12 protein-coding genes are annotated in these 15,337 nt (G+C 62.2%); 6 read left to right on the forward strand and 6 right to left on the reverse strand.

The genetic code is table 11. The annotated features are described in order from the left end of the window. Window positions 1–2: 2 nt before the first annotated feature. Entirely contained in the window at window positions 3–512 is a 510-nt protein-coding gene (locus tag QVG21_RS04735; protein ID WP_287922684.1) for a CvpA family protein, read from the reverse strand. 129 nt (window positions 513–641) lie between these two features. Here QVG21_RS04735 and QVG21_RS04740 point away from each other — a divergent pair, with 129 nt between their 5' ends. After that, a complete protein-coding gene (locus tag QVG21_RS04740) occupies window positions 642–2,672 on the forward strand; it encodes a glycoside hydrolase family 2 protein (RefSeq protein WP_287922686.1) in 2,031 nt (676 codons plus the stop codon). Here QVG21_RS04740 and QVG21_RS04745 read toward each other — a convergent pair. Further along, window positions 2,590–3,195, reverse strand: coding sequence for a WbqC family protein (locus QVG21_RS04745; protein ID WP_287922688.1), 606 nt, complete (start codon window positions 3,193–3,195; stop codon window positions 2,590–2,592). The two genes, QVG21_RS04740 and QVG21_RS04745, sit on opposite strands and share 83 nt — an antisense overlap. Window positions 3,196–3,364: 169 nt before the next feature. Further along, window positions 3,365–4,879: a (E)-4-hydroxy-3-methylbut-2-enyl-diphosphate synthase gene (gene ispG, locus QVG21_RS04750; RefSeq protein ID WP_287922690.1), complete on the reverse strand. Its 1,515-nt coding sequence runs from the start codon at window positions 4,877–4,879 to the stop codon at window positions 3,365–3,367. A gap of 171 nt (window positions 4,880–5,050) precedes the next feature. Here ispG and recG point away from each other — a divergent pair, with 171 nt between their 5' ends. Both recG and QVG21_RS04760 read left to right on the forward strand, forming a co-directional pair. Continuing rightward, on the forward strand, window positions 5,051–7,153 hold the full coding sequence (gene recG, locus QVG21_RS04755) for an ATP-dependent DNA helicase RecG (protein ID WP_369808770.1): 2,103 nt from the start codon (window positions 5,051–5,053) through the stop codon (window positions 7,151–7,153). A 19-nt stretch (window positions 7,154–7,172) separates the two neighbouring features. Beyond that, a complete protein-coding gene (locus QVG21_RS04760) occupies window positions 7,173–7,967 on the forward strand; it encodes a DUF3108 domain-containing protein (protein ID WP_287922692.1) in 795 nt (264 codons plus the stop codon). A gap of 61 nt (window positions 7,968–8,028) precedes the next feature. Here the strand turns inward: QVG21_RS04760 and nth are convergent, their stop codons facing one another. From nth to QVG21_RS04775, 3 genes are read right to left on the reverse strand one after another with little or no spacing between them, the layout of a single operon-like run. Continuing rightward, window positions 8,029–8,685, reverse strand: a complete 657-nt coding sequence (nth, locus tag QVG21_RS04765; RefSeq protein WP_251214940.1) for an endonuclease III — start codon at window positions 8,683–8,685, stop codon at window positions 8,029–8,031. Continuing rightward, window positions 8,682–9,617 carry a glycosyltransferase gene (locus tag QVG21_RS04770; protein ID WP_287922693.1) on the reverse strand — a complete coding sequence of 312 codons (936 nt, stop codon included), beginning with the start codon at window positions 9,615–9,617 and terminating at the stop codon, window positions 8,682–8,684. The genes nth and QVG21_RS04770 overlap by 4 nt, the downstream gene beginning before the upstream one ends. Window positions 9,618–9,622: 5 nt before the next feature. Then, window positions 9,623–12,115 (reverse strand): ATP-dependent helicase, encoded by a 2,493-nt coding sequence (locus QVG21_RS04775; RefSeq protein ID WP_287922694.1) that lies wholly within the window; start codon window positions 12,113–12,115, stop codon window positions 9,623–9,625. Between the two features lie 369 nt (window positions 12,116–12,484). Between QVG21_RS04775 and QVG21_RS04780 the strand changes: the two genes are divergently transcribed. From QVG21_RS04780 to QVG21_RS04790, 3 genes are read left to right on the forward strand one after another with little or no spacing between them, the layout of a single operon-like run. After that, complete coding sequence (locus QVG21_RS04780) at window positions 12,485–13,483, forward strand: AAA family ATPase (protein WP_287922695.1); 999 nt, start codon at window positions 12,485–12,487, stop codon at window positions 13,481–13,483. A 4-nt stretch (window positions 13,484–13,487) separates the two neighbouring features. After that, window positions 13,488–14,372: a DUF58 domain-containing protein gene (locus QVG21_RS04785; protein WP_287922696.1), complete on the forward strand. Its 885-nt coding sequence runs from the start codon at window positions 13,488–13,490 to the stop codon at window positions 14,370–14,372. After that, window positions 14,369–15,331, forward strand: a complete 963-nt coding sequence (locus QVG21_RS04790) for a hypothetical protein (RefSeq protein WP_287922698.1) — start codon at window positions 14,369–14,371, stop codon at window positions 15,329–15,331. Before QVG21_RS04785 ends, QVG21_RS04790 begins: the two co-directional genes overlap by 4 nt. Window positions 15,332–15,337 lie beyond the last annotated feature (6 nt).

The raw sequence follows: 15,337 nt of genomic DNA on the forward strand, positions 1-15,337 counted from the left end.
GGCTATGCGTCCTGCTTTTCGTCCGCCTGCGGCAGCTGCTCGCCGAGCCGTTCCGCATAGGGAAAAATCAGCCCCGAAAGCCGCAGCACGGGGCGGTAGCTTCTCGATGTCTCGATGGTCCGGCTGTCCACCAGCCAATAGCCGACGTTGAGTTTCTCGAACGCGGCGAACAATACGCTGACGACCAGCATGTATTTCAAAATGGAAAGGCCCACGCCCAGGAGGGTGTCCAGCCACCCGAATCCGGCGAAACGGGAAAGTCGCTTCAACATCCGCCCGACGATGGCGACCAGCAGGATGCACCCCAGCAGCAGCACGATGAATCCGCCCGCAGAGCGCACCAGGGGATCGAAATGCAGCCACTCGCCCACCGGCTTGCCGAAGCGCACGGCGAGCCACAGCCCGACGACGAGCGCCACGAGCGACCCGGCCTGCACGATGAATCCCTTGCGCCACCCGTTCCACACGGCCAGCGCCAGCACCAGACAAACGATAAGGTCGATCGTATTCACGGCAAAGCGGCAAATTGCGGGTAAAGATAGGCATTTTATTGCGAATTCCACCCTGTTTTCCGCAGAACGCCCCGACAAATTTGGCATTCCCCCCGGTTTGCACTACCTTTGTGGAAAACCCGAATCATCATGAAAAGAGATATCCTGCTCGCTCTGCTGCTGCTTTGGGCCCTGCCGCTGGGGGCCCGCGAAATCTATCCGCTCAACGAGGGCTGGCGCTTCTTCTACGCCTCGGAACCCAACAGCGACAACGCCCGGTTCGTGACGCTGCCCCATAGCTGGAACAACAACCCGACGGCCGAAGGCTCGCTGCGCGAAACCACGGGGCTCTACCAGAACGACCTGCGCATCCCGGCCGAATGGGCCTCGAAACGGGTCTTCATCCGCTTCTACGGCGCGCAGAACGTGACCGACCTCTTCGTCAACGGCCGCCATGCGGGCGAACACCGCGGCGGTGCGACCGCCTTCACGTTCGAGATTACCGACAGGCTGCGCTTCGGCATGGACAATTCGCTGCTGGTCATCGTGAGCAACGCCGCACGGACCAACGTGCTGCCCACCTCGGCCGAGATGAATTTCTACGGCGGTCTCTACCGCGAGGCCGAGCTCATCGTCACCGAACGCACGGCCGTGTCGCCCCTCTACTTAGGGACCGACGGCGTGCTGGTCCACCAGCGGACCGCGACCCGCGAAAAGGCCGAGGGCGAACTGGAAATCCACCTCACCTCCAAGAACGAGACCGCCTGCACGGTGGCGATCGACATCACGGCGCCCGACGGCCGCAAGGTCTTCGCCGACCGCATCATGCACGCCAAGCTCGACGGACGGCCGCTGAAAATCGCCTACACGGTGCCGAACCCCCAACTATGGTCGCCCGAACACCCGGACCTCTACAAAGTCAACGTCGAAGTGAGCAAAAACGGCCGTTCCGACCGGGTGTCGGTCCGCACGGGCTTCCGTCAGATAAAGGCCACGCCGGGCGCGCTGCTGCTCAACGGCAGGAACATCCCCGTGCGCGGCGTAGTGCTCTACCACGACAACGCCCTGTCGGCCGGAACGCTGACCGCCGCCGACTATGACCTCGACCTTGAAGAAATCCGCACCTTGGGAGCCAACGCCCTGCGTTCAGCAGTGATGCCCCACGCCCAGCACCTCTACGACCGCTGCGACGAAACGGGCATGCTGGTGTGGATCGACACGCCCCTGCAGCGGGCCCAGTTTCTGAGCGATGCGGCCTACTACGCCACGGCCGCTTTCGAGCAGAACGGGCTGCAGCAGCTCCAAGAAATCGTCGCCCAGAATCTCAACCACCCCTCGGTGGTGATGTGGGGCATCTTCTCGCGCCTGCGCAACACGGGCGACGACGTGCGCCCCTACATCCGCAAGCTCCACGACGCGGCCCGCACGCTCGACCCCTCGCGCCCGACGGTGGCCGTGAGCGACAAGAACGGCGACATCAACTTCATCACCGAAATGATCGTCTGGCGGCAGGCCGTAGGCTGGGCCAAGGGCCATCCGCACGACCTGCACATCTGGCTCGAACAATTAGGCAAAAGCTGGTCGCACCTCCGCTCGGCCATCCAGTACGGCGCCCCGGGCGTCATAGGCCATGCGTCGGCGCCACTGCACAACAAGCCCACGACGCACCGGATGCCCGAAGAACGCCAGACCCTTTTCCACGAAGAATACGCCCGCTGCCTGCAAAACGACTCGCTGCTGTGGGGCGTCTGGGTCGAGAACATGTTCGACTTCGGTTCGGTGCGGGGACACAACGGCACCAACGCCATGGGGCTGATGACCATCGACCGCCGGCGCCGCAAGGACGCCTACTACCTCTACAAAGCCATGTGGAACAAGGAGGAACCGACACTGCACATCGCCGGGAAACACAGCAGTCACCGCACCTCGCCGCAACAGACGTTCCGCGTCTACAGCTCGGCAGGCGAACCGCTGATGACCATCGGCGGCGACACCGTAAGACTGACCCGATACGCCGACTGCCAATATCGTTCGGACACGGTGACGCTGACGGGCCGGGCCGAGGTGAAAGTCCGGGCCGGAAAGCTGCGCGACAGCACTACCGTGCTGATAGACAGCGCCCCAGCACCGAAGAGCTCTCCGGTCCTTCCGCAAACAGCAAATCCGCAAAAGACAAATTAGGGACGAACGGCTGACGGTCGGCGAAGACCTGCACGTAAGGCTCGGCCGCAAAGGCCGGGCCTTCGGCGTTTTTGGGCCGCAGATCGCAGTCGCCGGGCCGGGCCTCGACATAGGTTTCGCTCACCGCGGGCATGGGAATCCGCGCCGCGCCGCAAAGGCATTCGAGCAGCCCAAGGTTGAAATCGGCGAGAAAATCGAAACGCCGCTCGTAAAAGGGGGCCAGCCTGTCGGCATAGAAATCGAAATAGGGCGACCCTTTGTAGGAAGCGACCAGCGCCCCCCAATGCTGGTGCTGCCAGCGTTTGGAATAATCGAGCCGCACATCGCGCACGGGCTGCCGGGGACGGTTGGCATGCGCCACGTGGACCGTCAGTTCCATCGTCCCGTCGGCCGCAAGAATCCGGGCCCGGTTGCGCTCCGAGCGCTTGATGAAATGCTCGCCCAGGTCGACGACGCACCCGCCCTGCATCAGGCAGGCGAAGTAGCGGACCGAAGGCAGATAGGCAAGAGGGAGGAGAAGCATGGTCAATTCATAATTTACAATTCACAATTCAGAAGTAGAAAAAACGAAATCCGGACTGGCTTTCCATAGCGGGCCGGAGCCTCGCCCGGCGAAGGCCCGCAATGCTTGCGTGCATCGCAGGCTCCGGCCGAATACCGAAAAACGCTGCGAACAAAACCGGAAAAAACAATTATGAATTCTGAATTCTGAATTCTGAATTTTCGGTTTCTTCCCACTCGCCGTGCTCCTTGATAAGTGCTATCAGGCGGTCGAGGGCCTCCTCCTGCGGAATATTGCGGGCGATGACATCGCGGCCCTTGTACAAGGTTATCCGCCCCGGCCCGGCACCCACATAGCCGTAGTCGGCGTCGGCCATCTCGCCCGGGCCGTTGACGATGCAGCCCATGACGCCGATTTTCAGATTTTTGAGGTGCGACGTGCGGGACTTGATTTCGGCAAGGGTCTTTTCGATGTCGTAGAGGGTTCGCCCGCAAGAGGGGCAGGCGATGTATTCCGTGTGGGAGAAGCGGGCGCGGGCGGCCTGCAAAATCATCAGTTCCACCTCCCGGATGGCGGATGCGGCATGCTGCGGAGCGTCGACCCAGATGCCGTCGGCCAGCCCGTCGAGCAGCAGCACGCCCAGGTCGGCCGCGGCCTTGACCGCCACCGTTTCGAGCGACGCATCGTCGTAGCGGCGTTTCACGACCACAGGTTCGTCGGGCTGCTCCAAACCGAGGATGGCGGCCCGCAGTTCGGCCGTCGGATTGCCCGAAACGGCTTCGAGGATACGGAATCCGTCCAGCGGTTCGTCGTGGACAACGGGCACCGCCACCCGGCTGCGCCGCCGGAACTCCGTAGGCGAATAGCGTTCGGGGTGGCGCACCGCGAATTCGCCCGGCCGTTCGGCGAAATAGTCGGCCAGCAGCTGCGCTACGGGAATTTCGTGTTCGGGCGCTTCGGTCAGCGAAACCCGGATGGTGTCGCCGATGCCGTCGGCCAGCAGGGCCCCGATGCCCACGGCGCTCTTGATGCGCCCCTCCAGCCCGTTTCCGGCTTCGGTCACTCCCAGATGGATGGGATAGCGCATCCCCTCGGCCTCCATCGCCTCGGCCAGCAGCCGGTAAGCGGCCACCATGACCCGCGTATTGCTCGACTTCATCGAAACGACCGCCCTGTCGAATCCGACGCGTTGGCAAACCCGCAGAAACTCCATGGCCGAAACGACCATCCCCTGCGGCGTGTCGCCCCACTCGTCGAACACGCGCTTGGCCAGCGAACCGTGGTTGACGCCGATGCGCAGAGCGACGCCCCGCTCGCGGCATTGTTCGATAAGCGCTTCCAGCTCACCGTGTTCCGTGCGATAGTTTCCGGGGTTGATCCGCACCTTGTCGACATACTGCGCCGCCACGGCGGCGGCTTCGGGCAGAAAATGGATGTCGGCGACCAGCGCCACGTCCAACCCCTCCTCGCGCACACGGCGGGCTATGTTTTGCAGGTTTTCGGCTTCGCGCCGTCCCTGTGCCGTGAGCCGGACGATGCGCCCGCCCGCCGCAGCAATCCGCCCTATCTGGGCCACGCACGCTTCGGTGTCGTTGGTGTCGGTATTGGTCATCGACTGCACGGCAACAGGATGCGACCCGCCGATGGTCACGGGACCGAACGCGACTTCGCACGACGGCCGCCGGGAAAATTTTGTCAGCTCCATTTTTTTCGTGTCGGAAAAACTACTGCGAAGATACAAAAAGGAAACGAACAACGGAAACACCCGAAATCCGCCGCCGGACATCGCTGCCGGAGCGCAAACCGGAGGAAACGGTTTTTCCGCTTCTCCGCAATGCGGAAGCCGTGATTTTTTAATTATCTTTGCCCTGTGAACATGCTGGAGAGCAATATCCAATTTGTGCCGGGCGTGGGCGAAGCGCGGGCGAAGCTGCTCGACCAGGAGCTGCATGTGCGCACCGTGGGCGACATGCTGCGTCATTTTCCGACGCGCTACATCGACCGCACCAAAATCTACCGCATCGCCGAAATCACCGAGGGCGCCCCGGCGCTGGTCCAGTTCCGGGCCCGTGTGACGGGGGTGGCCTACGCGGGCGAGGGGCGCAAACGCCGCTTCACGGTCTACGTCAAAGACCCCTCGGGAGCGGCCGAGCTGGTGTGGTTCCAGGGCATCAAGTGGATCGAAAAACGAATCGAGGTCGGGCGCGAATACCTCGTCTTCGGCCGTCCCTCGTTCTATCGCAGCGAACTTTCGATGGCGCACCCCGAGCTGGAAACCATCGAACAGGCCCTCTCGCGCAAGCCCGAAAGCGGCATGCAGGGCATCTACCCCTCGACCGAGAAGCTCTCCAACGTGCTGGGAACCAAAGGCATGTACCGCATCATCTGCCACGCATGGCAGTTGGCCAAGGACCATGTCGAGGAGCTGCTGCCCGAAGCGCTCCGCACCCGCTACGGTCTGATGCCCCTGCGCGAAGCCTACTACAACATCCACTTCCCCCAGTCGCCCGAAGCGCTCCGGCAGGCCCAGTACCGGCTCAAGTTCGACGAGCTGCTGGGCGTGCAGCTCAACGTCCAGTCGCGCCGCACGGCCCGCATGACCAAGAACGACGGCTTTCTCTTTCCGAAAGTCGGGGGTGTTTTCAATACGTTCTACACGCAGAAACTGCCGTTTCCGCTCACCGGAGCGCAGAAACGCGTCATCAAGGAGATCCGCAGCGACACCGTCACGGGGTTCCAGATGAACCGCCTGCTCCAAGGCGACGTCGGCAGCGGCAAAACGCTGGTGGCGCTCATGTCGATGCTGCTGGCCGTGGACAACGGCTACCAGGCCTGCATGATGGCCCCCACCGAAATACTTGCCCGTCAGCACTTCGCCACGTTCAGCCGCATGCTCGACGGGCTCGGCGTCCGGGCGGCGGTTCTGACCGGAGCCTCCAAAAGCCGCGAACGGCGGCAGGCCCTCGAAGGAATCGCGTCGGGCGAGGTACAGATTTTGATTGGGACCCATGCGTTGATCGAAGACCGCGTGCAGTTCGCCAACTTAGGGTTCGTCGTCATCGACGAGCAGCACCGCTTCGGCGTCGAGCAGCGGGCCCGGCTCTGGACCAAGAACGCCCGCCCGCCCCACATCCTCGTCATGACGGCGACGCCCATTCCGCGGACGCTGGCCATGACCCTCTACGGCGACCTGGACGTCTCGGTCATCGACGAGCTGCCCCCGGGCCGCAAGCCCGTCAAGACGGTGCACTACACCGATGCGGCGCGGCTGCGGCTTTTCGGCTTCATGAAGCAGGAAATCAAGAAAGGGCGGCAGGTCTACGTGGTCTACCCGCTCATCAAGGAATCTGAGACGATGGACTACAAAGACCTCACCGACGGCTACGAATCCATTTCGCGCGACTTTCCGCTGCCGGAGTACGTGACGACCATCTGCCACGGCCAGATGAAGCCTGCCGACAAGGAGGAGTCGATGCGCCAGTTCAAGGCGGGCGAAGCGCAGATCATGGTGGCCACTTCGGTCATCGAAGTGGGGGTCGATGTCCCCAACGCCACGGTCATGGTCATCGAATCGGCCGAGCGGTTCGGGCTTTCGCAGCTCCACCAGCTGCGCGGACGCGTCGGCCGGGGCGGCGAGCAGTCGTACTGCATTCTGATGTCGGGCGTCAAGCTATCCAAGGAATCGCGCGCGCGGCTCGAAGCCATGTGCGAGACCAACGACGGCTTCCGGCTCGCGGAGCTCGACCTCAAGCTGCGGGGCGCGGGCGACGTCAACGGCACGATGCAGAGCGGACTGGCATTCGACCTGCGCATCGCCAACCCCACGGCCGACGTGCAGATACTGACCCTTTCGCGCGAAGCGGCCATCGAAATCCTCGCTGCCGACCCCGAACTCGCCCGTCCCGAAAACCGCGGGCTCGCCGTGCTGCGGTACAATTATTCGGGGCGCCGCGAAACCGATTTCTCACGCATTTCCTAACGAACGCATACCGATTTTTATGAAACGACTGCTTCTTGCCATACTGCTCCTGTGGACCGGCCCCCTGGCCGCCCAGCTCTACCACCCCGGCGAAGTACTCCGATACAGGGTGAGCTACAAGGCCAAAATGTTCCCCAACACCGAAGTGGGGACCGTCGAGGTGACGACAACCGAGACCACGTGCGACGGGAAGAAATACTACCTCGTCAAGGGGGTGGGGCGCACGCTGCCGACCTACCGCTGGTTCTACAACATGGAAGACATCTACCAGGTCTGGATCGACCCCGTCACGCTGCGCAGCGAGTATTTCCAGAGCGACATCCGCGAGGGCGACTACACGTTCGAGAGCCGTTTCGACTACGTGTGGCAGGATTCGGTCGTGCGGACCCGCTGGCGCAGCCGGCAGCGTCCGTTCGCCGAGAAGGAGATGCCCCTCACGCCCGAAAGCATGGACGCCATATCGCTCTTTTTCAACATGCGCACAGCCGAGGCGGACGATTTCAGCAAGGACAAACCGGAATACCTGCGGATGGTGCTACAGGATACGGTGCGCAATATCCGCTACCGCTTTCTGGGCCGCGAGGTGAAGAAAATCCGCAACATGGGCAAGTTCCGGACCCTCAAGTTCGATTGCCAGCTGGGCACGACCGAAGGCTATTCGTTCACCGACGGCACGGTCTTCTACATCTGGATCACGGACGACGAGAACAAGATTCCGGTCTACATCGAATCGCCCGTCCGCGTGGGCAGCATCAACGGTTATATTTCCGGTTACAAGAATCTCAAATACCCGGTGACCAGTCTTGTCAAGTGAATAATTAATAATGAATAGTGGATAATGAACGGAATGTAGCGAAATAATTATTCATTATTAACTATTCCTTGTTCATTGTCTTCTGTTCCGCCGCATATTTGCGGCACCAGGGGGCTATGCCGCACGAAGCGCATTTCGGAGCGCGCGCCGTACAGACGTAGCGTCCGTGGAGAATCAGCCAGTGGTGCGCCACTGGAAGCAGACGGCCGGGGATGTTCTTTTCGAGCGCCAGTTCGGTTTGCAGCGGCGTTTTGGAGTTGGTGGTCAGCCCTATACGTTCCGAGACGCGGAACACATGTGTATCGACAGGCATCACCTCGCGCTGCCACAGCACGGCCCCCAGCACATTGGCCGTCTTGCGCCCCACCCCCGGCAGCCGCTGCATCGCATCGAGGTCGGAGGGCACCTCGCCGCCGAATTCCTCGCACAGCATGCGGGCCATCCCGGCCAGATTCTTCGCCTTGTTGTTCGGATAGGAGATACTCTTTATATAGGGATAGATTCCCTCCGCCCCCGCTTCCGCCATCTTGTCGGGCGTGGGGAAGCGCTCGAAGAGGGCCGGCGTGGTCATGTTGACCCGCTTGTCGGTACATTGGGCCGACAGGATGACGGCTACCAGCAGCTGGTAGGGATTGTCATAGTGCAGTTCGCTCTCGGCCACGGGCATGTGCTCCGAAAACCAGCCGATGATTCCGTCGTAACGTTGTCTGAGTGTCATAGTCGCAGAGTTTTCCGGCGCCTGAACAGCACCTTTTTCACCAGCAGTCCCGCTCCTTCGGGACAAAGCAGCAGCCGCGGCGCGGCCTTGAGGTCGCGCCACCAGCGCACCAAATATTCGCGCACCGGACCGTGGTAGGAGAGAATCCACAGCGCCACCGCACTCCGTTCGCGCAAGATGCGGAAGCGGTTGCGGCCCCCGGTGTAACGTTCATCGAACCAAAGGCTTATACCCATCAGCGAATCGCGGAAAGCAATCCGCTGCCTGTACTCCGCGCTGTGGCTGACGCTCGCAGGCAGACGACGGTGCACGGCCGTCGGCCGGTCGATGAAGCGGATGCGGCTGCACGCCGCGAACCACAGCCACATGGGCCAGTCGTCGGTGAGCCATTCGGGGTGGAGTTCGGGGCGGATTTCGTCGTAATAGCGGGCAATCAGTCCGCGCCGCGCAAGGGTCGTGCAGTTGGCGACGGTGGTCCGCAGCAGCAGGCGGCCGAAATCGGTGTAGCGTTCCGGCGGATAGGGTTTCCGTTCGCCCGTCGCCTGGTAGAAGTCCGTCGCCGCCGTGCAGCACATGCCGCACGCAGGGTCGTTCTCCAGGAGGCCGACCTGCGTTTGCAGCTTCAGCGGGTCGTCCCACCAGTCGTCGCCGTCGCAGTAGGCCACATACTTGCCGCGGCAGGCATCGAACGTCCGGCGGTAGTTGGCCCGCCAACCGACGTTCTCCCCGCCGCCGACCACCCGCACCCGGTCGGGAAAACGCCGGGCATACTCGCGGCAGACGGCCGCCGTGCCGTCCGTGCTGCCGTCCTCGCCCAACACCAGCTCGACCCCGAACGACGTCTGCTGCGCCAGCACGCCCTCGATGGCCTGCCGGATGTAGGCTTCGTGGTTGTAGGTCGTCATGCAGACCGATACGAGCGGCGTTTGCATCGGGGTCAGAGTTTGGTCAGTTTGGCGAATTTGGCCAGCAGGGTCTTTTCGCCGGCGTTGTCGAACGCGATGACCAGCTTCTGGTCCTCGGCCAGCATCTCGATGCGGCGGATGATGCCGACGCCGAACTTCTGGTGCTCGACCCGCTGCCCCACAGCATAGTCGCCGCAGGCCGCAGCCGCATCGCCCGCCGGACGCACGCCCAAACGCCGCATCCCTTCGGTCGAAGGCCGCGGGGTCTGCACCAAGGCCGGGTCGGGTGCCGTGCGCGGTTTGGACGCCCCGAAGCGGGAAGCGCCCTGCGAAGTCCCGGAGCCCGAGCCATAGCCGCCCTGCGGCCGCCCGGGCTGTCCGTTCCGCGGGAACCGTTGGGCCGGACCGCTGCCGTAGCCCCGTTCGTCGCCGGGTTGTTTCTGCTGAAAACGGTAGTCGAACCGTCGGCGCAGCTCGTCGAGGGCCGAACCGCCCTCCTCGCGCCTTGCCGGGCGTTCGCCGTCGGCTTCCACAGCGGTTTCGAGGTACTGCGGGTCGATTTCGTGCAGGAAACAGCTCGGGCGCGAAAACTCCATGTTACCCCACTTGAACCGCATTTCGGCATACGAAAGCGTCGCCGCCACCTTGGCACGCGTGAGCGCCACGTAGAACAGCCGCCGCTCCTCCTCCAAGCCGTCGGGCGTCTCCACGGCCCGCTGCGAGGGGAAGAGGTTTTCCTCCAGCCCGACAATATACACATGTTTGTATTCCAACCCCTTGGCCGAATGAACGGTCATCAGGGTCACTTTGTTGCGGTCCTCGGGGTCGTCCTTGTCCATGTCGGTCATGAGCATGACGTTCTGCAGCCACTCCTCGATGGTCGCCTCCTCCTCGGGCTGCCGTTCACCGTTCCGGATTTCAGCGTCGCGCTGTTCCTTGAACAGCTGCATCGAGTTGAGCAGCTCCTCGATGTTGTCGAGCGCCGAAGTCGCTTCCGGCGTGTTCTCGGACCGATATGCCGCCAGAATGCCCGACCGCGAAGCGATTTCGTGGCCGAAGTCGTAGAGTCCCTTTTCGCCCCGGGCGGCCGCCAGCGAACGAATCATCGCCACGAACTCCGCCACCTTGCGGACGATGGCTTTCTGCACGGCATCGGCAGGCGGTTCGGCCACCAGCGCATCGACCGCCTCCCACATCGAAACGCCCCGCTCGGCGGCCATCTGCGCAATCCGCTGCACGGTCGTGTCGCCGATACCACGCGCCGGATAGTTGACGATGCGCCGGAACGCCTCGTCGTCGCGCGGGTTGACGACCAGCCGGATGTAGGCCATCAGGTCCTTGATTTCCTTGTGGTCGTAGAACGACGAACCCTTGTAAATCCGGTAGGGAATCCCGCGCCGCCGCAGGTTGTCCTCCAGCACGGCCGACTGGCTGTTGGTACGGTAGAGGATGACCGCTTCGGCCCATTCGTCGCCCGCCGCACGCACCTTGTCGCGCAGGTCGGAGACCACCATTTCGGCCTCCTCACGGTCGTTATAGGCTTTCAGCACGCGGATTTTTTCGCCCCGGGCACCTTCCGAAAAACAATTCTTATCCAGCTTCTTGGAGTTGCGCCGAATGACCGAATTGGCCGCATCGACGATAGTGCGGGTCGAACGGTAATTCTGTTCGAGCTTGAAAACCTCGGCCGTGGGGAAATCTTTCTGAAACGACAGAATATTTTCGATTTTGGCCCCGCGGAACGAATAGATCGACTGCGCATCGTCGCCCACGACGCACACCCGCGAATGGATCTGCGACAGGCGGCGGATGATGACATACTGCGCATAGTTGGTGTCCTGGTACTCGTCGACCAGAATATATTGGAACTGTTCCTGATAGCGGGCCAGCACCTCGGGGCAGTCGCGCAGCAGAATGTTGGTCTGCAGCAGCAGGTCGTCGAAATCCATCGCTCCGTTGCGTTTGCAGCGCTGGCAGTAGGTGTTGTAGATGTTGCCGAATTCGGGAATCTGCGCATGCCGGTCCTCGGTCCCGTAGGTCGTATTGGCGAGGTAAGCGCCGGGGGTCACCAGCGCGTTTTTGGCAAACGAAATACGCGACGCAAGCCGCGCAGGCTTGTATTTGTCTTCGTCGAGGTTCAGTTCGCGGACAATGGTTTTCAGCAGATTGCGGCTGTCCGAGGGTTCGTAGATGGTGAACGACTGCGGATAGCCTATCCGTTCGGCGTTCTCGCGCAGAATCCGCGAGAAAACCGAGTGGAACGTGCCCATCCGGATGAAGCGGCTGCGGTTGTCGGGCAGCATGGCGGCAATGCGCGAGCGCATCTGCTCGGCAGCCTTGTTCGTAAAGGTGAGGGCCAGAATGTTGTGCGGCTTGACCCCCTGTTCGATCATGTAGGCGATACGCGAGGTCAGCACGCGCGTCTTGCCCGACCCGGCGCCCGCAATGATAAGCGACGGCGAATCGTAGTTCACCACGGCGTCGCGCTGGGCAGGATTCAGTCCCTGTAATATCGGTGATTCCATGTCGTAGATTTTCCCTGCAAAATTAGCATTCTGCCGGGGAAGCGTCGCCGATTTCCGGAAAAATCTTTCGCAAAAAATCGCCGCCCCTCCGAAAAAGGGGCGGCGCACCGTCAGAATTCGGCTTCTTCGCTCGCCTCGAACACCGTTCCGTCATCGGCGGTCAGACGCACAAAAAGCGTGTGTTTCCCAGGCTCCGCAGGCGCGGCATCGAAGTCAAGCCATGCGAATTAAGGTTCTACCCATGGCACGATAGGGAAAAATCGGCGGAAACCGGGATTTTTTAAGCGTTATTTTATTAGTTTTGCAATAATTTCGGCGCGGATGCGTTGAAAGAACGAAACCGGCAAACAATCGAAACAGAAACATACCATGAGCGAAGTCATCAACATCAAGGAACTCAACGAACGCATCGAACGCGAATCGGTCTTCGTCGACACGCTGCGCAGCGAAATCGGCAAAGTCATCGTCGGGCAGGGCCACCTGGTCGACACGCTGCTCATCGGCCTCCTGTCCAACGGCCATATCCTGCTGGAGGGTGTGCCGGGTCTGGCCAAGACGCTGGCCATCACCACGCTGGCCAAGGCTGTCGACGCCGGTTTCTCGCGCATCCAGTTCACCCCCGACCTGCTGCCCGCCGACCTGCTGGGCACGCTTATCTACTCGCAGAAGAACGAAGACTTCGTAGTCCGCAAGGGGCCCATCTTCGCCAACTTCGTGCTGGCCGACGAAATCAACCGTTCCCCGGCCAAGGTGCAGTCGGCGCTGCTCGAAGCCATGCAGGAGCGGCAGGTGACCATCGGCGACGAGACCTATCCCCTGCCGCAGCCGTTCCTCGTGCTCGCCACGCAAAACCCCCTGGAGCAGGAGGGCACCTACCCCCTGCCCGAAGCGCAGGTCGACCGTTTCATGCTCAAGGCCAAGATTTCCTATCCCAACAAGCAGGAGGAGCGCGACATCGTGCGCATGAACCTCGCGGGGGCCGGGATGCCCGAAGTGAGCAAGGTCATCGCGCCCGAAGACATCGTCAAGGCCCGCAAGGTGGTCGAAGACGTCTACATGGACGAGAAAATCGAGAAGTACATCATCGACATCATCTTCGCTACGCGCGAACCGGGCGAATACAGCCTGGGCAAGCTGCAGAGCCTCATCGCCTACGGCGGTTCGCCCCGCGCGTCGATTTCGCTGGCCAAGGCCGCCCGGGCCTACGCCTTCATCCGCCGCCGCGGCTACGTCATCCCCGAGGACGTGCGCGCCGTCTGCCACGACGTGCTGCGCCACCGCATCGGCCTCACCTACGAAGCCGAAGCCGAGAACATTACCTCCGAAGAGATCGTCACCGACATCCTCAACAACGTAATCGTCCCCTAACGCGATGCAGGAGAACGAACAGGATATTCTCAGGCGCGTCCGCAAAATCGAAATCAAGACCCGCGGACTTTCCGACGAAATCTTCGCCGGCAAGTACCACACGGCCTTCCGCGGACGGGGCATGTCGTTTTCCGAAGTGAGGGAGTACCGCGCCGGCGACGACGTGCGCGACATCGACTGGAACGTCACGGCGCGTTCGCGCAAGCCCCACATCAAGATTTACGAGGAGGAGCGCGAGCTGACCATGATGCTCCTCGTGGACGTCTCCGCGTCGCGGCTGTTCGGGTCGGCAGAGCGGTTCAAGAAGAACGTCATGACCGAAATCGCGGCCGTGCTGGCTTTCTCCGCCGCGCAGAACAACGACAAGGTGGGCTGCATCTTCTTCTCGGACAAGGTCGAGAAGTTCATCCCGCCCAAAAAGGGACGCAGCCATATCTTGATGATTATCCGCGAGTTGGTCGGGTTCCGGCCCCAGTCGCAGGGCACCCGGCTCTCCGAGCCCCTGCGGATGCTGACCAACGTCAACAAGAAACGCTGCACGACTTTCATCCTCTCGGACTTCCTCGACCCGGCGCAGGACCGCGCGGCATTGGAAGACGCGCTGAAAATCGCAGGCAGCAAACACGACCTGGTAGGCATCCGCGTCTGCGACCCGCGCGAAGCCGAGCTTCCCGACGTGGGAATCGTCGAGCTGCAGGACGCCGAAAGCGGCCGCAAGGTGTGGGCCGACACCTCCTCGCGCGCCGTGCGCGACCACTACGCCGCGGCCTGGCGCACCCGCAGCGAAGCCATCGACGACCTGCTGCGCCACCACCGCATCGACTCGGCCACGATTACGACCGACGGCGACTACGTGGCCGAACTCCTCAAACTCTTCCGACAACGATGAAACGACTGCTGTTATGCGGCCTGCTGTTCGCCGCCGTCACCGCCCACGCCCAACAGCCCGTCGTCACGGCCCGCGTCGAGCCCGACAGCCTGATGATCGGCGACCGTTTCGACTACGTCATCGAGGTGGAAAAAGACCTCGTGCAGACGGTCGCATTCCCCCTCTTCGAGCCCAACGAGGGCGACCGCCATTTCGAGCTGGTCGAAGAGCTTCCGGTCGACACGCTCCAGCGCGACGGCCGCCGCATCAAGCTCCGCAAGCGCTATCGGCTGGCTGCTTTCGAGGAGGGACACCACGACCTCGGCCCGGCCGAAATCCTCTACGCCGACAAGAACATCGTCGACACGCTCCGCACGGCCGAACGGCTGCATCTGGAGGTGACGACTTTCCAGATCGACTCGACGTCGCATTCCATTTTCGACCTCAAGCCCCAGCGCGACCTCCCGTTCCGGATGGGCGAAATCCGCGGTTATCTGCTGTGGAGCCTGTTGGGAGCCTTGGTGCTGGCCGCGGCCCTTTGGGCGCTGCTCCGCTATCTGAAAAAGCGCGGCGCCACCTTAGGCGGGCTTTTCGCCCCGGCTCCTGCCCTGCCGCCCCACGTCGAGGCCATCCAGGCGCTCGAAGAACTTCACAACCGCAAGCTGTGGCAGAACAACCGCCACAAGCAATATTATTCGGGCCTTACCGACATCCTGCGCAGCTACATCGCCCGCCGCTGGGAGGTGGGGGCCATGGAGATGACCACCGACGAGATTCTCGGCGCCCTGCGTCCCCTCGACCTGCCCGACAAGGCACGGATGGACCTCACGGCGATTCTGCGCGACGGCGATTTGGTGAAATTCGCCAAGGCGACGCCCGACGCTGAGACCAACGAAAACGCCTATCTCAAAGCCTATTACTTCGTCGAGGAGACCAAGCCAGCCACCGAGCAGGCCGAGCCGAACGCCGAAAACGAATGACCCCTG

This window comes from Alistipes sp. UBA6068, assembly GCF_949428155.1.
Lineage (GTDB): Bacteria > Bacteroidota > Bacteroidia > Bacteroidales > Rikenellaceae > Alistipes > Alistipes muris.